Consider the following 21,373-nt stretch of genomic DNA (forward strand, 5'->3'; position numbering starts at 1 on the left):
AGAAGAAAGAAGGAAGAAGGGGGTAGAAAGAAGGAAGAAGGAAGAAGGAAGAAGGAAGTTCGGCAACGGGTTCTTCTGGGTTTTTGGTGAAAGCCGTATAATGAGATACCACTAAGGAATGAAAAATAAATAAGGTGACTAATAGAGCAATAGTTTACCTTGGATCAATGCTTCTGGGGTTTAATTGTGCAAGTTATTGATTTTTCATTCCTAATTGATTTCTACCGTATGGATCTTCATCTTGATAGACTGCTTAATCTACCCGATGTTACTGTTGAAAGCTGCATCCAAGAAGCGCCTGATGTTTTCTTAAAACTGCGCTTTCTTAAGAAAGACAGTAATTGTCCACACTGCGAGCATCGGGCGTGATCAATTGAATCAAAATCGACCGGTATTGATACGGGATCTATCAATTTTCGGTCAACCCGTTTATTTGCAGGTTCCACGCCGCCAATTTTACTGTAGGACTTGTCAGAAATATTTTATGTTCTTCCTTACTTGGTATGCCAAACTAACAATTAAAATGCCAAGTAAGCAAACATCTATTTTTGTATTTTTCAAAATTCCTCAAGCCATAGGCAGAACGTTTTATTAACTTAAGCTTGTTGTTAATACCTTCAACAATACCACTTGTTGTCCTAAGTAGGTCGGCGGAAAAATCCCTAAGTATGTAACAAAATATTAAGTCGGGTGACTGGACTTGAATTTAATACGTTGTGTAGGGTAATCTCCTCTTTTTCCTCTAACTTCTACCCCATTAATTACGGCATAAGCCAGCTCTAATTCATCCTCAAACAAATGTCGCAGCTAGCTCGTCTTTTTTGATATGTTGCCACTCCAATTCTATCGGATTCATTTCTGAACAATATTTGGGTAAAAATAAGATATATAGACCCTGGCTTTCCCACTTCGACCATAATTGTTGAACTTCATGACATCGATGTATTGGGCCATTATCCTGTACTATTACTCTCATTCGTTTACTCTGACTGGCTTCCTGTGCTTCGGATTCCATTATTCTGATATAAGCTTTTCGATCGACACCCCCTATGACTAAACCGTAAAAAAAGCTTAATTCATGTTGAAAAAGTCCTACAATACTTACTCTCCGACCACGCCTCTTGGTTTGTTCTAACCGTTTTTGCTCACCTCGTTTGTAATAAGTGTAACCAGGTTCGCTTGGGAGCTCAAAATCCTGATTCATCTAAATATTTTAAGTCGATTTCTCCCGCAGCAGCAGCCCATTCCAGCATCTCTAGGTCTGAAGAGTTTGATTTGGCGTACTGCACTTTCTTGTTTTCCTTTGTGGCTCTTCCTAAGCGAATTTCCAAATAAACCCTTTTTTTTTAGTATTCGTCTTAATCGAGCCGGACGCGCGTTTAATAGACCTCTTGCAAAAAAAATCTATGTTATAATGAAAAGTTTTAAATTTAATCGCCTAGAGCTAACTCATAATTGTAAATTGCTGACAACAAATTACAACGCAGACCATAACGGCGACGACGATTCCGATAACGACTCGACAAAATTTTAAAAATTTTGAGACTCCGATTAACGTGTTCAATCACAATTCGTTTCTGGGCTAGAGTTCAATTATAGTTTTTTTCTAAGAGAGAAAGTTGCCCATTTTTAGGTTTATTTCTAGGAATATAACTATTCCGGTGATAATCCTTTATGCCTTGATAGCCACTATCTTGTAAGCTATCTGTTTCGGGATTAAAATTAGTTTTACTTTTTTTAAACAAGCTGAAATCGTGGCAAACCCCCTGTCCAAAAGCAGTGCAAATAATCTCTTTTGTTTCGGGCTTAATTACTAATTTAGTTTTTATCGTCTGCTGTTTTTTCTTGCCTGAATAACATTTTATCTGCTTCTTTTTGGGTCGTTCAATAGCTGTTTCCGTGACATCCATCACCACGACTTCTGGAGGCTCAGAATTTTTGAGTAATGCTTTTTTCCCAGGAATACGGAACTTTCCTGTTTTCATTAAAGTTGATTCGATGTTAGTTACAATTCGGGAAATAGTTGATTCAGATACTCCCCAACTTGTCCCAATATGAAAATATGTTGGATATGATCGCCAATATTCCAAGGCGACTAAGACTTGTTCTTCGAGAGTTAGGATAGTGCGACGTCCTCTTCTGTCTTTATGCTTTTCTAACCTGAAGTTATCTAAGGCATTAAGCATTGCTTTTAAGGTGGGAATTTTGACACCAAATCTAAGTTTAAATTCATGAGTTTTCAAATTTAGATAAGATTGATTTTTCATAATTTAGTTATTGTGTAACTACAAACAGGACTTTTTAGCATTTTATCTTGTTTCTAGCAAAAGTTTGTGAAAATTAAGTTAGGATCTGGGATTTATACCAATTTTATGTGAAGTTGCATATAATAGAGAGGTAGCGTTGATGGTGCGTTTTATGGCTCGTATTTTAAAAATCACAATTGAATAAAGCGTAGAATTTTTAGAAAAACAACTAAAAAATACTCGTACTGCCAGTCAAAGAGAACGAATACAAGTATTATGGTGGTTAAAAACAGGGCAAGTACAGCAGCATCAAGAATTAGCGAATCGTTTGGGGAGAGACAAATCTACGATAACCAGGTGGTTACAAAAGTAGCGACTTGTGGATTGTCGGAATTATTGTTGGTAAAAAAAGCCCCAGGACAAGAACCACACTTGACAGGTGATGTATTAGAAGGACTAAAAGAACGTTTGGCAACAGGAGTCCCCTTCAAAAGCTACGGGGAAATTGTGGAATGGCTCAAAAGCGAGTATAATCTATTCCTTACTTATGCAACAGTCTATGCCTGGGTGCATTATCGTCACATCGCAAAACTGAAAGTGCCACGTCCGCAAAGTGCTTTACAGGACGTAGAAGCAGTGGAGCTTTTTAAAAAAACATCATTCCAGCAGTATTGACGTTTCAAAAATATTTGGGTAAGGGCAAAAGGCTACGATATTTGTGTCAAGATGAAACCCGTTTGGGATTGAAAACATTGACAGGAAAATTAATTACAGCTAGGGGGGTAAAACCAGTTGCTCCCCTACTGTGGAAACGTGAAAATTTTTGGTTGTATGGGGTAGTTGAACCATTGAGTGGCTGGCATTTTTGCCAAGAATATGCTGAGCTTAACGGAGAAGATTTTCAGCAATTTATTGACGCTCTTTCTCTAGAACTGGGTGAAGATATTGCCATGATTCACATGGATAGAGCAGTTGCTCACATCACTAATGAACTTTCCTAACCCGAAAATTTAATTCCTGTCTGTCAACCCTCACATAGTCCAGAACTTAATCCAATTGAAAGGGTCTGGGAATATATCAAACAGCAACTTGTTGGAGAAGTTTTTACAACACTGGATCAATTGCGAGAGCGATTGAAACAAGTTCTTGAAAAAATCACACCTGAGCAAATTAGTTCGTTGTCATCTTACAAGTTTATTCTTGAAGCCCTATTCTATGCAGCTTCATATTAAATTGGTATTAATCAAGTAAAGCAAAAGTTCTCATTATATCATAAAATTATTTTGCAAGAGGTCTAATAGAACGCTCTTTTTCTAATTTCTGGGCTAATTGAAGGCTGTTGTACGTGCGTGGTTCATTTTTGAGGCATTCCGTTAAAAACTCTATGTCTTCTTCTTTCCACTTTGGCTTTCACGGCTGAGACCCGGTAATTCCCAAAGCCCTTCCATGCCCAGCTTTTGCCATCTATGTAAAACCTCTCTCACTGTTTGCGGAGTCCAATTAAAATGAGCAGCTATTTTTTCCACCTACGGGCCATGTGCATTTAATCTAATTACTTCTGCTCGATCTTTGACTTTTTGTGGAACATCCGTAGTTCTCAGTTTTAATAGGGTTTTATCTTGCTCTTGACTGAGAAATACCCTTAATCTAGCGCCCATATATTGAGTTACCTTAGTAGACGTATTCTCTATGTTTACTTATTTTAACATAGTTGGATTTTTTCTCACCTCCTTACTTACCAAGTAAGGAAGAACCTTTCTTGATTGATGGCATTAAGTGCCATTTGTCTTAGAAGAGCTAAGTTGTGAGGGCTGTTTAACGACCGAATGCGGCATTGGTCTTCATTAAAAGTGACATCTAAAGTCCAATGAACTTGGTTTTCAATCCCCCAATGTTGACGAATGGCACGGCCATTAAGCTGAGCATCCACTGGTAAAGAACTTAGGTAGGGTTTGCTGAATAATCGCTCGCCAACCAAGAGCAGGAGCTCACGATATCTGAAAGCTCGATTAAAGATAAGTTGTTTCGGTATTGATTACACCCAGTTATAATTGTAGATTATCTTCAACCTAAAAACAGGTGTTCTTTTTCCAAATAGACATAAAAACAAAAAAAACCCGGCGCCACCAGGAAGCATCGGTTCATGACTAAAAAAGTAATTGCAATAACTGTACCAGATGTATTATCAAGTTTTGCCATCACAAGGGTTCAGACCGAATCTTCGTTTACCTTGCCCAAACTTTCCCTCTATCGCATTTCTAATTCTTTGATCATCAGCGGCTTGCTTCTTTTTTGATTTACTGACGTTTGCTGGCGGTATTCCTAGGGGCTGCCCACTGATTCTAATTCCTTTTTCTTTACACCATGCTCGGTTTTCACGCTTTACGGTAAATGCGATCAGCATGAACCGACTCTGGATAGTAACCCGTGAACCTATGATATGCTTCAAATGAGTGCTTTTAAGTCCCCTGATTCGTTAAAGCTATCCCAGCTCATTCGGTCTAGAAATACATATCCTTCACAACAACTGGCTGATATTTTGGCTCCAAACTCTACGCTTTAAGATGCTTTTCCCCTGACTATGGGACGGATGTGGGGTTGGCTCAAACTTACTATTCTATCCTCAATACTCTGTTTGTTATTTTCAAATAGCCAGAGCTGTTGACGATAGACTTCTGTGAGGACTAGCAAGGTTTTATATTGCTTTTTGGTCAAAGATTCTAGAGTCGCACCCGCCTCAATTAGCTGTTCAATATGAGCTAAGTTTCTTTTGATGTATTGAAGTTGTTTTTTAATTGCCTGTCTTCTTTTGTTGCGGGTGGATCGTCTTTGTTTCGCTACTGCTAAGTAGTCTTTTATTGCTAAATTACGGTAGGTTATTGGTTTTTTCTGGATTTTTTATTTGATTTGTTTATACAGGATGTCTAGGCTTTTTTCTGTATGAACTCTGGCTCTGTTTAATAGTCCTAAGTCGGTCGGATAGGTAATGTCGGCGGGAGCGCAGGTTGCATCTACGATTAGTTTACCGCGATTGGTTGACTCATTTTTGGCGCCCGAATCCTTTTTTTTTCGGGTTGGATTGGGGTAATTTATCGCATTTTTTCGACCCTGCGTTCGTTCACTTTATTAATTAGGTTGGGACTAATTCTTTGGCGAAAGTGCACTAATAAAGATGGGTGAAATGCGAGTTCGTTGCTGTAGCTTGATTGACCGATTAAGTATTGTAGATAGGGGTTTTCCCGGATCTGTTCTACTCTTGGACGATCGCTAATCCCTAATTTTTCTTTAATAATTAATGCCCCCAATGCCATCCCAAATGATTTGGCTGGTGCACCCTTTTCGGTGGGGAAGTTTTGGGCATATTCTGAGTCAAATTCTGACCACGGGATTAGTTGAGCCATTTTTACCCAACGGTTGTCAGCAGACAACCTTCCTCCGAAGGGCCGTTCAAACTCGGATGAGGGGCTTGGGGCAAGCTCAGCTTTTCTGTACACGATCGCAGGTGGTGATGCACGGGTTTTGACCTATTTTACCTGTTTATCACGGCGACTTTACTCTCGCTCGCGCGATCGTATAACCGCGCCGTGTAACCTTTCTGCACTTATCCAGCAAGCCCTAATTAAACCACTCGCTCAAATAATTCGGGAAAAAGCTAATGCTTCCCCACGAGGAGAGTCATGGCTTCAGGTATTGCCGCTTTCCCCGAATTCCGGATAGGACAAGTAACCCCAATTATTTATTGCCTGACTTGATGATGACCTACGCAAGCGGTTGTGGTCATAGCATTTCTCTTGATTGGCTACCCACGGATTATTGAGGGGATACGATAATTGTACTATTCATACCGGAGAAGAAGTAGAAAAAGCCCTCAAAAAAAAGGGGCAAAATTAATATACTTGTCGCCCTATTCGCCGGACTTCTCCCTAATTGATAATTTATGGTCAAAACTTAAAAATCTTCTCCGTTCTATCAAAACGACTAATTATCAAGAGTTAGCAAAAGCCATAAAGTTTGCATTTAATGAAGTTACAGAGCGAAAATATTTGGAATTGGTTTACTCACTGCTGTTATTGTAGCTCATCTTTATGAGAAAGGCTATACCTTCTTTTATCCTTCTCTGAGAAAGAGTTATAAAACTTCTTCATTTCCGACTCAATTGAAATCGAGTAAAACATGGGTTTAAAGGTAAAATAGTGTACGGTAATAAAAAAACTGTTGCAAGTTGCTCTGGTGTTTTGGTAAACTCAGCGCTCTAGCCTTGTTCATTGTTGCCTTGTTCTTCCTTGTATCTGATAATTCATCAAGTTATTGATTTTTCATTCCTTAGTTATTCCAAAGAACAAATTTAATCTAAGATTACATAAATCCAGTTGGGCCCAAAAGAAGTTATGCGAATTCTAATTGTTGCTCAGAATGCCTCAACTAAATTCGGTGGCGAGGCATTGCTGCCACTGAACTACTTCAGGATACTTCGCTCGCGCCAAATAGAGACATGGTTAGTGGTGCACGCGCGCACCCAGGCAGAACTCACCGCGCTGTTTCCAGAAGAGCGCGATCGAATGCACTTTGTACCCGACACTTGGCTGCACCGGCTGCTTAACAATTGCGGGCGATTTATCCCTGCAAGAGTGAATGAATTTACTTTTGGGCTGCTCTCTCACCTGTACACCCAAGTGCTACAGCGTCGTATTGTCCGGCGGCTGGTGAGCGAACACGAGATTGATATTGTACACGAACCGACACCTGTCTCGGCAACAGTTCCTTCGTTGATGTTCGGATTGGGAGTGCCGGTAGTTATCGGGCCGATGAACACGTCGGTTAAATTTCCTCTGGCTTTTCGATCGCGCCAAAATCCTACGATTGATATTTTAATCGAGATCGGTCACCAGTGCGTCGATTTCTTCAATCGTCTTTTTCCCGGTAAAATCAAAGCCGAGACGCTGTTAGTGGCAAACGATCGCACGAAGCAGGCACTTCCATCAGGAGTGGGCGGTAAAATTATTGAACTTGTGGAAAACGGCGTGGATTTCTCGGTGTGGCGATCGGACTCTAGCTTATCAAGAGCCGCGACTGGGCAGGTTCATTTTATATTTTTAGGCAGGCTGATCGACTGGAAAGCTGTAGATTTGATGCTGGAAGCCTTCACGCCCGTCGTGGCTCAAACTGATGCAGTCTTGGAAATCATCGGTGATGGGGACATCCGAGGGGAACTCGAAGCTCAAACAGCTCGTTTAGGCATCGACAGCAGCGTTGTATTTAGTGGCTGGCTGTCTCAGGAGGAGTGCGCTCTCAAAATGCAACAAGCTGATGCAATGGTTTTCCCCAGTTTGCGGGAGCCTGGGGGGGCTGTGGTGATGGAGGCAATGGCAGTGGGCTTGCCCGTCATAGCAACGAACTGGGGCGGCCCTGCAGATTATCTGAATTCCACTTGCGGTATTTTAGTAGAACCCGCTTCCAGAGAAGGCTTTGTCAAGGGACTGACAGATGCGATGCTCAAGCTCGCCCAGTCACCAGAATTGCGGCAGAGTATGGGTTGTGCGGGACGGGAACGAGTCCGGCAGCATTTTGATTGGGAACGCAAAGTCGATCGAATACTTGAAATTTATCAACAAACGATCCACGATTGCCCCAAGCATTAGGTAGCCGACCATTAAAGCATAAAGCAGCAGCTTTCAACCTGAAAGCTGCTGCTTGGGGGTGCTAAAAAAGTATGTGGCGGCCCAAAGACCCCCCTCTACATCCTAGCTAGCTAAAAACGGGTTAACCCGTTTGTTTGGTTAACCCGCGAGCTTGGAAACATGCAGATCAATTAGTTTTGCACTACCAGCTTAACGTTGGCATTTTGCAAACCGCGCTGCTTGACTGCTGCCAAGGTCTTGTTAACTGCGTACTTCTGGTTGATGGAGTTGATTAACTCAGTTTGATTGTGCTTTTTGGCGACACCCCAGAGGTCGGCAATCAGGTCAAAAGAACCATCGCTATTGCGAGACCAACCCAGGTCATATTCGCCTTCGAGAATCGCTACGATGTCGGAGCGAACGCGCTGACCATTATAGCCACGAACATCAGCTTCTGACTTGACTGAAATGCCCAAGTCACGCAGGGAAGCTTTCAGGATTTCGGCGTCGGTGATTTTGGTACGCAGAGTGCTAAAGTGAGACATTGGATTTCCTCCTAATAAAACTGAGAGAGAAACAACAACGGTCTGGATTTAACGGTGCCGCTGGGCGGCTCTTGAATCGAACTGCTAGCTGTTGCTAGCCTTTGCTCCTGTTTGGACCAGGAGAAAGCTTTTAGAATTCCATTCGCTGGTATTCAGCGACGGAAGACGCAGCGGGCCGTGCACGCTGTCTAGCCCAATCTCGCAGGGCGGTGACCTGTTCGGTCATTGTTTTAGACAGTGGCATTGTGGATTTAATGGCCGCGATGATGTCTAGCTGCGTAAACTCTCGATCTTGAGCGAAGGCTTCGTACATTGCGGCTACTAGCGCTTGCTCAATCTCTGCACCTGAAAAGCCCTCGGAAACAGTGGAAAGTTGCTCTAAATCGAAGCGAGTAATTTCCCGACGGCGCTTGGACAGGTGAATCTTAAATATATCTTGGCGTTCTTCTTTGGTAGGCAGGTCAACAAAGAAGAGTTCGTCGAACCGACCTTTCCTCAAGAATTCTCCCGGCAACCGCTCGATTCGGTTGGCTGTTGCCATTACGAAGACTGGGGAAGTCTTTTCTTGCATCCAAGTGAGGAAGGAACCGAAAATCCGGCTGGAGGTGCCTCCGTCTGAGTCGGCCGAACCAGTGCCTCCTGCAAAGGCTTTGTCTAGTTCGTCGATGAAGAGGAGGGCTGGAGAGATGGATTCTGCGGTTTTGAGGGCATTGCGGAGATTGGCTTCCGATCGACCCACCATCGAGCCGTCGTAGACTCTACCCATATCTAGCCTCAGCAGGGGCAGTCCCCAGAGGCGGGAGGTGGTCTTGGCAATCAGCGATTTTCCGCACCCGGGTACGCCGAGAATTAACATCCCTTTTGGTTGGGGCAGGCCGTATTCTCTCGCCCTTTCTGTAAAGGCGTTGGAACGCTGTCTCAGCCACCGCTTCAGCTCTTCTAAACCGCCGACTGCATCCAGGGTTTCGTCTTCTTCAATGAACTCTAGAATGCCGTTGCGCCGAATTAATTGCTTTTTCTCCGAAAGAACTATGTCTACTTCTTCTTCTGTGAGGCGCCCAGTCGAAACTTGGGCTTTACGATAAACTTTTTCAGCTTCGTCCTTGGTCAATCCCAAGGCTGCTTTTAAAAGTTTTTCTCGCGCTTCTGTGGTAATGCGTCGCGATTTCGTTTGCTCCAACTGACCAGACAATACTTGGTTGAGTTCCTTCATGTCGGGCAACGCGAAGTCTAACACCACTACTTCCTTTTCTAGCTCGATCGGAATTTGCTGCAAAGGAGACATCAGTATAATTGTCTTTTGCGTTCCTTTGAAGTTGGCGATCGCATCGCGCAACCACCTCGTTACCGGAGGAGAATCTATAAAAGGATGCAAATCTTTGAAAATGTAGATGCTAGCGTTACTGTTGGGTTCTCGCTGCCTGATCACCCATTCAATTGCTGCCTCTGGCGAGACGGTGTTGTGTTGGGTGGTGGTGCGGGGTTGACCATACTCCACAATGCCGTGAGTTACAGTCCAGATAAATACTCGTCGCTGTGGTTTCGCTTGAGCTATTGTCGAAATTGCTTGCTCACACCGCTCTTCCTCGGATGTCACGAGGTAGATCAGAGGATATTGAGCTTGGATTAGAATACTTATCTCTTCTTGCATAGTCCTCGACCCACTAGAGACGGTGCTATCTTTGCTGAATCTCAATGCTGCCCTTCGCCCTCTTACTGAAAATTTCAGTTTTAGCTTTTTGGGGAAGCAAGGCATTCTTAGCAGGGAACCAATTCTTCCTCTCCAGGTTTGGCCGTGCTGGCACTGACGCCCGACACCTGCTTTACTGGAAGATCCTGTTCAGCCAATACGCTCGGCTGACTTTTTACGGATGCCAGTTCTCCATCTCGCATTACTACTGAACCCGTGCATTCTGGACAGTTGTATACCCGATGGGTTTGTCCGTAGGATGCTTCTACTTCGTCAACCAGTTCGGGATTTCCTAGGTAGAAGACAATTGCCCTTTCTGCAATTGATGACATCGGTTCAGTTTCGACTGCGGCTCGGATTTTGAGCTGGCGATGCAGTTCTGGTGGAAGATACAATGTAACTTTTTGCTTTTCTTGCATATGACAGTGAATTGACTTACCCGGGTATGTATATCAGATTAGCCGCTTAATTCTTTGCTGTCAAGCCTCTATGCTGCTTTAGCGTCATCTTGTAATATTTCGTTACATTTGAGGTGACTCTGGGGCAGTTAACAACGAAAAAGTTAGGGGTGTAGCTGATGAGGCCGAGGTGCAGCGGCAGGTATGGGTAGCGTCAATCGATTTTAGATTTTAGATTTTAGATTTTAGAGGCGACCCCACGGATAAATGCGGGGGCTTGAGGATTTTTGATTTTCGATTTTAGATTGATTCCACGGATAAATCACGTGGCGGGTACCACCTTTGAAATTCCTGGTCAAGGACGATCGACCCACTATAAATATGAACAATAGATATATAGGAGTAGGGCCAACAAATCCTTTGAGGCGCCATCTGGGGTAAGGTGCGCCATCAGCACCCACCCCGCTCATGAGTGCGCCGTAAGCGCCGGTGGACTCAGTACACAACGAATTTACTAACTTTGGGCGTTGTGATTTGGAAACCCAGGTCCCCCAAGCAGTTTTTATGGCTTTAAGTTTGAAAAATCCGAACGTGAAATAGTAGTTTTCGGCTTTTTAGGGGACTCAGATTTAACACACCTTGACAGCGCTAGCGCTCAGCACCCTATGGTTAGACTTTTTGGATGACATTGTGTAAGCTGTTACGCACTTAATTTTTTTGCCCAAATGCTCGCTACAAGGGCTCTAGGCTGCTAAATATTAAATTTAGAGGGGTGTCAGCTTATCTTTAATAGGGCAGTGCTGGGTAATATATACTTGGAGGCGGACTTGCTAACCTGAAATTTTTAATTTTAGATATCAAAGAACTGACTGATGGATTTAGACCAACAGATTCAAGCATTGATCGAAAAAGCTCCGCCCGACGGTTCGACGCCACAAATCTTAAAGGCGATCGCCCCGGCACTGGTGTTAATTGCCCAACAGCTACAGCACCTCAAATACTCGATCCTGCAAGCGGTAGACCAAAGTTGGGCGATCGTGGTTTTGAGCAATCTCAAGCAACCGGGACGGGAGAAGAAGGTGATTTATGCTTGGAGCAGTATTAAAGATGCGTCGCAGGCTGCGGCTGCTGGGGGCGATCGTCTCAGACCGGTGCTTTTGCCTGTCACTCACATTTTATTTCAGATGATAGCTCTGGAAGGTCTTGACAGCATTGTTTTTTTTGAAAGTCCCGGAAATCAGGAAGTCGGGACGGAAATTCCTCGCGAGCAAGTACAGAGTTTAATTAACGTTTACTTGCAACAGTATCGATCGGCTCCCCCGTCGGATATTGCCTAAAAACTCAATTTTCTCTTATTAATTGGTAACAGGGCATTAGGCATTGGGAATTTCCCATTACCAATTCCCCATTACCAATAAAGTGTAACTTTTTAGCCTCTAATAAAGTCTACTCAAAACGTATTCAGCCAAATCAATCAAAGCTTGACGGGACTCTGAATGGGGCAGCGCAGCTAAGTATTCGACGGCTTTCTGTGCGTGATTTGTGGCTAGTTCTCGCGATCGATCTATGCCTCTAGAATCTTCTACCAGTGCCAGGGCCTGCTCTAGATCTCCTTCTTGGGCAAATTCGCGTTCTATGAGAACTTCCAAGTAAGGTTTTTCTTCTAGGGCAAATAGTGCTGGTGCTGTCAGATTACCGCTTCTGAGATCCGAGCCTGCAGGTTTCCCCAAAGTTTCCGTTGAAGCGGTGAAATCTAATATATCATCTACTATTTGGAATGCCAAACCAATGTTCCGACCGTAGTTGTACAAATCGTCTGCTATTTCCGCTGAAACCTCGCTCAAACAGCCCGCTGCTTTGGAACTGTTGGCAATTAAAGACGCTGTTTTGTAATAACTTTTTTCCAGGTACGCTTCGATCGACAAGCTGGTGTCAAATCCATTGAGGCCCTGTTGAATTTCCCCCTCAGCTAAATCCATAATCACTTCTGAAAGCAGTTTGACTACTGGCAGGTTGTCGAGATTTGCCAAATGCCAGGAAGATTGAGCAAACAGAAAGTCTCCCGCCAATACTGCCACTCGGTTGTTAAACCGACTGTGAACCGTCGGCACTCCCCGCCGCAGATCCGACTCGTCCACCACGTCGTCGTGTACGAGACTAGCTGTGTGGATCATTTCCGTGATTTCAGCGAGGCGGCGGTGTTTTTCCGTGATTTCCCGATCGGGCATAGTCGCCTTGGCCATCAACAGAACGATTGCGGGTCTCACTCGTTTTCCCTTTGTGCCGAATAAGTATTCTGCAGCCGCGTACAAGATGGGATGACGGGCACCCACTAACTGTTTTAAGTTTTCTGTCAACAGTCGCAGGTCTTCTTCAACCGAGGAAAATAGGAGAGTGCTAGAGATCATGGATACGCCGACTCAAGCCGTAAAGTAACAAAATTTTACATATCATATCTTTATTTTAAGGTAATTCTCTGCAATAGAAAAGAAAAATCTAGGAGATCGGCAGTTATTTGTCATCTGCCCCCGATGGGAGTCACCCGCCTGCCAGAGGCCAGTAGCCGGCTGCCAGAGGGGTTGCCCCTATTGTATCGAATTGTTAAGGACACTGCCAAAAAATCTCTAAATCTCAGAAACCCTGTGTTATTATGGGTATTAAGGATTTAAACAATTCTATACATTAAGTACAGCCAGACTGGCAGGTAGCTTTTAGGTGCCTGTAAAAGTTTCGTAGAGCCAGCCTTGTTAGTCGATCGCAGCCAAAATTTCTGGGACAGATTTTTAGTTCCTCGCGACTAAAAGTTTTCAGAAGTTAAGAGTAGCGCATCTTATGTGCACGGTAGCTCAAAGCAGCTAAAGTGGATGGTTTTAGGCTGTTTAAGCATCTGTAAAGCAGTAAATCATTATTGATGACCGGGAACGCCTAAATGTTCCCGCAGGCTTGATATGGAAAAACAGCCTTCAGAACCAAGGCATGGTCTTGCGTGCTGACTTAATGTAGTAGGTCTTGAACTTGTCCTCCTCCTCATCGTCCTTGACTTTTGGTTCTAATTATGATTTATCGCGATATTCCTCTAATTATTCCCATTCTGGCCGCCGGCTATGTAATGACTATTTATGTACTGCTGATGTTGGCCCAACGCAGCGCTAAAATAACTCGATTAGGCGAGTAGTGTACTGCTGGGCAGCCGAAGTCGGCAGCAGCGTCCTCGCTTCACCCTTGAGAATTCGGAATACTCAATAATAACCCTGCCTTGAATGCTTGCGCGCCAAGGCAGGGTTATTATTTACAATTGCAGGCACCGTGATTTTCTGGGCTGCTAGTTACTGCAACACGTAGCTACAGTTATCGATGTTCAATGCCCACAGCCTCTGAGGCAGGATATTATATTTAGTACCAGCTTGTATTGCTCACAGCAAGTTTCATGTCAGGGAAACCCTGCCAATGTTCCAATAAAGCTATTAAATTACTCTCCAAAAAGCTGAGTTGGAAGTTGTCGGTTATTGTGCCAAAAATCTCAATATTCCTATTTGGTAGGTCAAGAACTTACAGAAATAAAACGCGAAATTTCTGAATCTAGCAACCAGCTTGATTAACAGAAGGAATCCATAAACTTGAACTGCAATCAAATATTTCATCAAAGGGTGCTTAACTTGCTGAGTCAATCGATTTTAGATTTGAGATTTGAGATTTGAGATTGACTTGCGCGAGATAAATGCTCTTTCTTGAGGATTTTCGATTTGAGATTTGGGATTGATTCCACGGATAAATCACGTGGCGGGTACCACCTTTGAAATTCCTGGTCAGGCAGATAGTCTCTGCAATTTATTCACCGCTTGCCAAGAAGATCATCTGCTACACATAGAGGCGCAAAAGTAATTTTTGAGGCAAAATAAATATTCTCGCTCTAACTGTAGGGAAGAAAAGTAATTGCCAATATTACTTACAGCATTAAAAATATATTAACTTTGGATTAAAAGAACAAAAACACAGAGTAGAAGTTGTCAGAAATTATCAAGATACACTGCCTAAATTGTTGTCTGAGCCAGACAAACTAAAACAAGTTTCGATAAATCTGATGCACAAGGCTTTACAAGCGATAGAGAATTGCCTAGTTTTAAAAGTAGAGGTGAGAGCAGAAAATCAGAGCCTGCTCGTCAGTGGCAACTGAATTAGCCGGGAATTTTACCACGAATATTTGATCCGTTCTTTACCACAAAACCCGCCGACGAAGGCAGCGGGTTGGGACAGGAGATTGTTAAAAAAAGTGTGGAAAAACATTCGGGTAAAATAGAAGTAACATCAGTTATCGGTCAAAGGACGTGTATTGTGTCAATTCCGATCGCCGTTTAGCGCGAGCGCAGTAAAAATCATACCACTGCGCGACTAAAATGCAACTTTAGACCGATGTCAAATCTCGATTGCGGTGAGCGTACCGCGACTGTAAAATCGGAAATCTAAAATGGTATGAATTGGCGGTTCCGCCTGCATCTATCCCCCTTGATTTGCCCATGTCAACAACAGTTTCTGATACCCAAAGCTTGCTAAAACAGGCGCTCGACCCCAAACCGCCGGTGCTGCCTCCAGACACACCGTTGAAAGTCGCAATTGCTGCCATGACTCAGGCGAGTGCCAGTTGCATTTTAATCGCGTTTGAGCAGCAATTGCTCGGAATTTTTACAGAACGCGATGTTGTGAAAATAACTGCTAGCGAAATACCGCTAGCAGGGGTGGCAATTTCTGAGGTGATGACTGAAAACCCGATCGCCCTGAACCTCGATCAAGGGGGGAATATCTTCAAGGTATTGAGCATATTGCGATCGAAAAGAATCCGTCATTTACCCCTTCTAGACGAAGGTGGCAACTTGCTAGGCGCTATCACCTGCGAAAGCATCCGTCAAATCCTCAAGCCGGCCGACTTGCTGAAAATGTGGCGCGCCGAAGAAATTATAACTACAGAATTAATAGTTACCTCAAGCAGCGCCTCCGTTTTAGAAGTCGCAAAAAAGATGAGAACCCAGCGGAAAAGCTGCATAGTCATTTGCACGGACAGCGACAACAAAAATCAGAAACCTGTGGGCATAATTACAGAACGCGACATTGTTAAATTCCAAGCTTCTGGACTAGATTTCGCACGTACTCCCGTCACCGCCGCGATGAGTTTTCCGCTGATACCGTTGCAGGTAAAAGCCACCTTGTGGCAGGCTCACCAGTTAATGCTGCAGCACCGCATCCGGCGCTTGGTGGTGGTGGACGAGGAAGGATATTTAGCTGGAATTGTGACTGAAATGAGCCTGCTGCGGGCATTAGATCCGGTAGAAATGCACGCAAATGTCGAGCTTTTGCAGGAAACAGTTGCTGACAAAATTCAGGAGTTGAACAAAATGAACGAAGAATTGCAAAAAGAAGCGTTACGGAGAACAGAAATAGAAGAAAAGTTGCGACTATTAAATGATAATTTGGAAGAACAAATCAAACAGCGAACTTTAGAATTAATTAATGCCAACAGTCAGTTAAAAAAGGAAATACAAGACCGCACCACCGCTGAAGCTGAAGTTCGCCGCCTCAACACTGAACTCGAACAGCGAGTTCTAGACCGCACGGTTCAACTAGCAGCCAGTAACGAAGAATTGCAGCAACAAATTAGCGATAGAAAATTGCTCGAAGAAAAATTGCACTTTTCTGAAAGGAAAGTCCGCGCCGTTTTTGAAGCGATGACAGACATCGTTCTCGTGCTAGACAGTCAGCGGAACATAGAAATTCTTCCAACAAATGTGGCAGCGGTTTCTGAGCCTGATTGTGATATAGTCAGCTTGACCATCGAACATTTTTTTGACGACGACCACCCGGATGATTGGTGGGTGTTAGTTGAGCAAGTGTTAGAAACACAACAAACTCTCAATTTTGACTACAGCTTAACAGTTTGTGGTCGCGAAATTTGGTTTTCGGCCTGCATTTCTCTGTTCTCAAAAGATGCAGTTATTTGGGTAGCCCGCAACATCAATGACCGCAAAATAGCCGAGTCAGCGCTGTGCCAAAAAAATGCAGAGTTATCTCATACCTTAGAAGAACTGAAGCGGACTCAAAAAGAACTTATTCAATCTGAAAAAATGGCAGCCCTCGGACAGTTAATTGCCGGAGTTGCTCATGAAATCAATTCTCCTTTAGGGGCGATTCGCTCTTCTGTGCAGAACATCGCCGACTTCTGGACGGAACAATTGCAGCAGTTGCCGATATTTTTTCAACAACTATCCCCGGAACGGCGGCAGGATTTCTTTGCTTTGCTACACAAGTCCAGCCAAGAAACAGATACATTATCTAGTAAAGAAAAACGTCAGTTAAAAAAAGTTTTGCAGGGGCAACTAGAATCAGAAAAGATTGACGACGCCGCCAGTCTTGCCTGTACTTTATTAGATATCGGCATCGGCAATAATTTAGAACCTTTTTTACCTTTGTTGAAAGACAGTAAAAGTCGAAATATTGTACAAACAGCCTACCAATTTGCTACGGTACAAAAAAGCACTAAAAATATTGCTACTGCCACCGATAGGGCAGCAAAAATCGTTTTTGCTTTGAAAAGCTACTCTCGTTACGACCAGTCTGGCTCCAAAGTAATCGCTAATATTACCGACGGTATTGATACTGTTTTAACGCTTTACCACTACCAAATCAAACACGGTGTGGAAGTAGTCAGAAACTATGGTACTAATTTGCCCTCTGTGCTATGCTATCCTGATGAACTAAATCAAGTTTGGACAAATTTAGTTCACAATGCTTTACAAGCGATGGGCAACAAAGGCGTGTTAAAAATTGATATCAAACACGAAGCGAACGCAATATCAGTCAGTATTACCGACAGTGGGCCCGGCATTCCTCCAGAGATTATGCCGAGAATTTTTGAACCGTTTTTCACAACTAAACCTCCAGGGGAAGGCAGCGGTTTGGGATTGGATATAGTTCAAAAAATTCTGGAAAAACACCAAGGTGAACTGCAAGTAGAAAGCGTGCCTGGTCAAACAAAATTTACTATATCCTTGCCTGTCGGAATCCCTTGATAGCACTTAAAGAAATAGGTAAATGCACCCAGTCTTAAAATTTAATAGAAGTAAAGTTTTATGCCGAAACCAGTAATTTTGTGCGTTGACGATGAAGTTGTGGTCTTAAATAGTTTAAAAATTCAACTTAAAAAAGAATTTGGGGATGCTTACCTCTATGAAGTAGCAGAAAATGCAGATGAAGCTCTGGAAATTATGGAGGAAATTCAAAAAGAAGATGAAAGTGATATTTTGGTCATAGTGTCTGACTGGTTAATGCCAGGGATTAAAGGAGATGAATTTTTGATTATGGTTCACCAAAAATATCCTAAGATTGTGAAAGTCATGCTGACCGGGCAAGCAGACGAAGTAGCAATAGCACGGGTGAAAGAGCAAGCAAACTTGCACCGTTGTTTGTACAAGCCCTGGGAACGCAAAGAATTAGTAGAAACTATAAAATCTGGTTTGACAAAAATATGAACAATAAACCTGTGATTATTTGCGTGGATGACGAACCGATAATTCTTGAAAGTTTGAAAATTGAGTTAAAAAAAACCCTGGGGGAAGAACACTTATTAGAAACGGCTGAAGGGGGCGAAGATGCTTTAGAGTTAATCGAGGAATTACTGGCAGAGGGCTGCGAAATCGTTGCAGTAATTTCCGACTATCTGATGCCGAATATCAAAGGTGACGAATTGCTGAAGCAGCTTCACATAATTTCGCCAAAAACTATCAAAATTATGCTGACGGGGCAAGCAGACCTAGAAGCAGTGGCGAATACTATTAAATATGCTAAATTGTACCGATACATATCGAAGCCTTGGCAGTCAGAAGATTTGAAGTTGACGGTAAAAGAAGCGATCAACAGCTATTTTATGGAGAAGCAATTAGCGGAACAAAATGCTCAACTCCAAAAGCTGAATCAAGAACTGGAAACTTTAGTCGAGGAGCGGACTGCACAACTGCGCTTGTCTGAGGAAAAGTTTGCTAAAGCTTTTCGTTCTTCTCCCAACCCGATTACTATTACCAGATTTAATGACGGTCGTTATTTAGAAATTAATGAGGCTTTTTGCCAGACAATCGGTTATTCAGCCGCAGAAATTCTCGATCGCACGGCGCTTGATTTGAATCTTTGGGAAAATATACAAGCCAGATCCGAGTTGTTTAAAATGTTAGATGAAAAACAAATTATTCTCAACTACGAATTTGATTTTCGCACTAAAACAGGGGAAATCCGAACCGGGCTGCTGTCAGCAGAAATCATTGACATTCATGGCGAAACCTGCGTGATTTCTGTGATTCAAGATATTAGCGATCGCAAATTGGCCGAAGAAAAACTCCGAGCTGTAGCGGCTTCTTTAGCAGCAGCGCAAAGAATCGCCCGTGTCGGTAATTGGGAATGCGATTTATCGGCCAACACAACTACTTGGTCGGAAGAGTTATCTCGGATTTTTGGGATCGAGCCAACCCAGGCTGCGCCAACACTAACTGAGTTTTCGCAATACGTGCATCCCGACGATCGACAAAAGTGGCAAACAACGATCGACACTGCTATTGCTAGCGGGCAATCTTACACTTTGGAATATCGAATTCTGCGCCCGGAAGCGAAAATTGCTGCGGATAATTCTCCGTCACAAATAAGTGAAGCCGGCTTCATTCGCTACATCGAAGCCAGAGGAGAAGTAGTTGTCAACCAACAAGGGCAAGTGACAAAACTATTCACAACTTTGATGGACATTACCCCACGCAAGCTGGCAGAAATAGCCCTAGCAGAGAGTGAAGAAAAATACCGTCATTTAGTTGAAACTTCCCAAGATATTATCTGGTCTTGCAATGCTCAAGGGCACATTACTTTTGTGAACCAAGCAGTTAAACAAATATACGGTTACGAGCCTGAAGAAATGCTGGGCTGTTCTTTTAGCGATTTCTTGGCTCCAGGAGAAATAGACTGGAAATGGGAACTTCAGCAGCGCTTGCTGACGGGAAAAACTGTGTTTCAGTACGAAAATATAGTATTAGGAAAAGATGGCAGAAAGATTGATGTAAATACCAAGGCGATCGCGCGCATGGACGCTGAAGGAAACATCATCGGCACAACAGGCACTGCTAGCGATATTACCGAACGCAAACAAGCTGAAATAGTCCTGCAAAAAGCCAAAGAAGAAGCCGACAGAGCGAACAGGGCCAAAAGCGAATTTCTCTCGAATATGAGCCACGAATTGCGAACTCCCCTCAACGCAATTCTCGGTTTCAGCCAACTGCTGGCCCGCGACCCAGACCTCGGTGCCGACCAACAGCAATACTTAGGAATTATTACCCAGAGCGGGGAACATTTGCTCGTTCTGATCAACAATATTCTGCAAATGTCAAAAATCGAAGTCGGGCTGGTGACACTTAATAACAGTACCTTTGACTTGCATAAAATGCTAAAAAATACTGAAAATATGCTGAAGCTGCAAGCCGAAAAAAAAGGGTTGCAGTTAATTTTTGATTGCCCACCCGCTCTACCTCAATATATAGAAACTGACGAAAGCAAGTTGCGACAAGTATTGATAAATGTCGTAGGAAATGCTATTAAGTTTACGGTTGAAGGTGGTGTTAATTTGAGAATCAAACATGAGTTGTTAAAAACTAAAACTCATGGAGAGATTCCGCCAAGTGAGTGTTGCTCTTTGCTATTTGAAGTGGAAGACACTGGTTCAGGAATTTCTGCGGAAGAAATGGAGAATTTGTTTAAACCTTTCGCGCAAACAGAAAGCGGGAAAAAAGCTCAAGAAGGAACAGGTTTGGGCTTGCCAATCAGCAAGCAGTTCGTTAAGTTAATGGGAGGGAAGATGACGGTAACAAGCACCCTCGGTCGAGGCAGCATTTTTAGATTTGATGTTAAAGTTTCGCTCCCTAATGCAGTGGAAATTCAGGTGGCTCAAACAGCTCGCCGAGTTGTGGGTCTGGAACCCGGACAGCCAGAATACCGGATTTTAGCTGTTGACGATCGCCTGGAAAGTCGCTTGCTGTTGGTCAGAATGCTGACATCCCTTGGCTTTGCGGTGCAGGAAGCTGAAAATGGCGTTCAAGCTGTGGAAATGTGGTCGAGTTGGGAACCTCATTTGATTTGGATGGATATGCGGATGCCGGTGATGGACGGTTACGAAGCTACTAAACAGATTAAAGCGCATTTGAAAGGTCAAGCAACGGTGATTATTGCTTTGACTGCAAGTGCTTTTGATGAGGAGCGATCGGTGATTTTGTCTGCAGGTTGCGATGATTTTGTAGCGAAGCCTTTTCGGGAGCAAGTGATTCTGGAAAAGATGGCTAAGTATCTGGGAGTCCGCTATGTTTACGATCGAGAAGCTTCGCTAAGTTCTGATGGTGCGGTGTCCGCCGAGGTTTCCACGGCAACTGAAACGGCTGATTTGGCTTTTACGCTCAATACTTCATTTTTGGAAGCTATGCCTGCTGAATGGATTGATGAATTATATTCTGCGGCGGATGCGGTTGATAACGAGGAAATTTTTCGGCTGTTGTTGTCGATTCCTCCTATTAATTCTAGTTTCCGCAGCGCGATCGCTGATTTGGCGAATAACTTCCGATGTGATCGTATTATCGATTTGATTGAGGAGTTTAGAAATTGTTGAAGGATGAAAGAAGAAGAGATAATAGGGGCAGGTTCAGGATTATTGATGATGTAGGTCGATCGCCTATTTGTAAACTCGCCTGCGGGCGATCGGCTAATTTACTTGTAGCCCAGCTCCACACCGTGGTAATCATCAGTCATTCCCAATTCTTTAATCTCACATCTCAAATCTTAAATAGGATAAGTTCTGTAAATATAAAAGGAG

14 protein-coding genes and 6 pseudogenes are annotated in these 21,373 nt (G+C 43.3%); 9 read left to right on the forward strand and 11 right to left on the reverse strand.

The annotated features are described in order from the left end of the window. Nucleotides 1-373: 373 nt before the first annotated feature. Nucleotides 374-460: pseudogene (locus QUB24_RS17575) on the forward strand (transposase family protein); the annotation flags it as partial. A gap of 51 nt (nucleotides 461-511) precedes the next feature. Here QUB24_RS17575 and QUB24_RS17580 read toward each other — a convergent pair. From QUB24_RS17580 to QUB24_RS17595, 4 genes and pseudogenes are all read right to left on the reverse strand, one after another. Further along, nucleotides 512-640 (reverse strand): annotated as a pseudogene (locus QUB24_RS17580) (transposase); the annotation flags it as partial. A 150-nt stretch (nucleotides 641-790) separates the two neighbouring features. After that, nucleotides 791-1,204 carry a transposase gene (locus tag QUB24_RS17585; RefSeq protein WP_333154475.1) on the reverse strand — a complete coding sequence of 138 codons (414 nt, stop codon included), beginning with the start codon at nucleotides 1,202-1,204 and terminating at the stop codon, nucleotides 791-793. Next, nucleotides 1,188-1,331 carry a hypothetical protein gene (locus tag QUB24_RS17590; protein ID WP_333154476.1) on the reverse strand — a complete coding sequence of 48 codons (144 nt, stop codon included), beginning with the start codon at nucleotides 1,329-1,331 and terminating at the stop codon, nucleotides 1,188-1,190. The genes QUB24_RS17585 and QUB24_RS17590 overlap by 17 nt, the downstream gene beginning before the upstream one ends. A 99-nt stretch (nucleotides 1,332-1,430) precedes the next feature. Next, nucleotides 1,431-2,267: pseudogene (locus QUB24_RS17595) on the reverse strand (IS5 family transposase). A gap of 255 nt (nucleotides 2,268-2,522) precedes the next feature. Here QUB24_RS17595 and QUB24_RS17600 point away from each other — a divergent pair. Continuing rightward, entirely contained in the window at nucleotides 2,523-2,921 is a 399-nt protein-coding gene (locus QUB24_RS17600; protein WP_333154477.1) for a winged helix-turn-helix domain-containing protein, read from the forward strand. Nucleotides 2,922-2,962: 41 nt separating this feature from the next. Next, nucleotides 2,963-3,478 (forward strand): annotated as a pseudogene (locus QUB24_RS33625) (IS630 family transposase). Between the two features lie 150 nt (nucleotides 3,479-3,628). Here QUB24_RS33625 and QUB24_RS33630 read toward each other — a convergent pair. The 3 genes and pseudogenes from QUB24_RS33630 to QUB24_RS17615 all read right to left on the reverse strand — a co-directional run bounded on the left by QUB24_RS33630 (nucleotide 3,629) and on the right by QUB24_RS17615 (nucleotide 5,740). Further along, complete coding sequence (locus QUB24_RS33630; RefSeq protein ID WP_445300415.1) at nucleotides 3,629-3,772, reverse strand: helix-turn-helix domain-containing protein; 144 nt, start codon at nucleotides 3,770-3,772, stop codon at nucleotides 3,629-3,631. A 221-nt stretch (nucleotides 3,773-3,993) separates the two neighbouring features. Then, nucleotides 3,994-4,194 (reverse strand): annotated as a pseudogene (locus QUB24_RS17610) (ISAs1 family transposase); the annotation flags it as partial. 116 nt (nucleotides 4,195-4,310) lie between these two features. Beyond that, nucleotides 4,311-5,740: pseudogene (locus tag QUB24_RS17615) on the reverse strand (IS5 family transposase). Between the two features lie 894 nt (nucleotides 5,741-6,634). Here QUB24_RS17615 and QUB24_RS17625 point away from each other — a divergent pair. Next, the gene (locus QUB24_RS17625) at nucleotides 6,635-7,885 is read left to right on the forward strand and encodes a glycosyltransferase family 4 protein (RefSeq protein ID WP_333154479.1); all 1,251 of its coding nucleotides are present in this window, start codon (nucleotides 6,635-6,637) and stop codon (nucleotides 7,883-7,885) included. Nucleotides 7,886-8,055: 170 nt separating this feature from the next. Here the strand turns inward: QUB24_RS17625 and QUB24_RS17630 are convergent, their stop codons facing one another. From QUB24_RS17630 to QUB24_RS17640, 3 genes are all read right to left on the reverse strand, one after another. Further along, nucleotides 8,056-8,409: a DUF1257 domain-containing protein gene (locus QUB24_RS17630; RefSeq protein ID WP_006635781.1), complete on the reverse strand. Its 354-nt coding sequence runs from the start codon at nucleotides 8,407-8,409 to the stop codon at nucleotides 8,056-8,058. 130 nt (nucleotides 8,410-8,539) lie between these two features. After that, complete coding sequence (gene ycf46, locus QUB24_RS17635) at nucleotides 8,540-10,060, reverse strand: stress-responsive protein Ycf46 (RefSeq protein WP_333154480.1); 1,521 nt, start codon at nucleotides 10,058-10,060, stop codon at nucleotides 8,540-8,542. Between the two features lie 107 nt (nucleotides 10,061-10,167). After that, nucleotides 10,168-10,518 carry a hypothetical protein gene (locus QUB24_RS17640; protein WP_333154481.1) on the reverse strand — a complete coding sequence of 117 codons (351 nt, stop codon included), beginning with the start codon at nucleotides 10,516-10,518 and terminating at the stop codon, nucleotides 10,168-10,170. 851 nt (nucleotides 10,519-11,369) lie between these two features. On the opposite strand from QUB24_RS17640, the gene QUB24_RS17645 reads away from it, so the two are divergent. Further along, complete coding sequence (locus QUB24_RS17645; RefSeq protein ID WP_333154482.1) at nucleotides 11,370-11,834, forward strand: hypothetical protein; 465 nt, start codon at nucleotides 11,370-11,372, stop codon at nucleotides 11,832-11,834. 99 nt (nucleotides 11,835-11,933) lie between these two features. Here the strand turns inward: QUB24_RS17645 and sds are convergent, their stop codons facing one another. Further along, on the reverse strand, nucleotides 11,934-12,905 hold the full coding sequence (sds, locus tag QUB24_RS17650; RefSeq protein ID WP_333154483.1) for a solanesyl diphosphate synthase: 972 nt from the start codon (nucleotides 12,903-12,905) through the stop codon (nucleotides 11,934-11,936). Nucleotides 12,906-14,682: 1,777 nt separating this feature from the next. Between sds and QUB24_RS33635 the strand changes: the two genes are divergently transcribed. The 4 genes from QUB24_RS33635 to QUB24_RS17665 all read left to right on the forward strand — a co-directional run bounded on the left by QUB24_RS33635 (nucleotide 14,683) and on the right by QUB24_RS17665 (nucleotide 21,169). After that, nucleotides 14,683-14,853: an ATP-binding protein gene (locus tag QUB24_RS33635; RefSeq protein WP_445300416.1), complete on the forward strand. Its 171-nt coding sequence runs from the start codon at nucleotides 14,683-14,685 to the stop codon at nucleotides 14,851-14,853. A 158-nt stretch (nucleotides 14,854-15,011) separates the two neighbouring features. Next, the gene (locus tag QUB24_RS17655; RefSeq protein ID WP_333154484.1) at nucleotides 15,012-17,555 is read left to right on the forward strand and encodes a CBS domain-containing protein; all 2,544 of its coding nucleotides are present in this window, start codon (nucleotides 15,012-15,014) and stop codon (nucleotides 17,553-17,555) included. Nucleotides 17,556-17,615: 60 nt separating this feature from the next. Beyond that, a complete protein-coding gene (locus tag QUB24_RS17660; protein WP_333154485.1) occupies nucleotides 17,616-18,014 on the forward strand; it encodes a response regulator in 399 nt (132 codons plus the stop codon). Further along, the gene (locus QUB24_RS17665; RefSeq protein WP_333154486.1) at nucleotides 18,011-21,169 is read left to right on the forward strand and encodes a PAS domain S-box protein; all 3,159 of its coding nucleotides are present in this window, start codon (nucleotides 18,011-18,013) and stop codon (nucleotides 21,167-21,169) included. Before QUB24_RS17660 ends, QUB24_RS17665 begins: the two co-directional genes overlap by 4 nt. Nucleotides 21,170-21,373 lie beyond the last annotated feature (204 nt).

The organism is Microcoleus sp. B9-D4, from assembly GCF_036705105.1.
Classification (GTDB): Bacteria; Cyanobacteriota; Cyanobacteriia; order Cyanobacteriales; family Microcoleaceae; genus Microcoleus.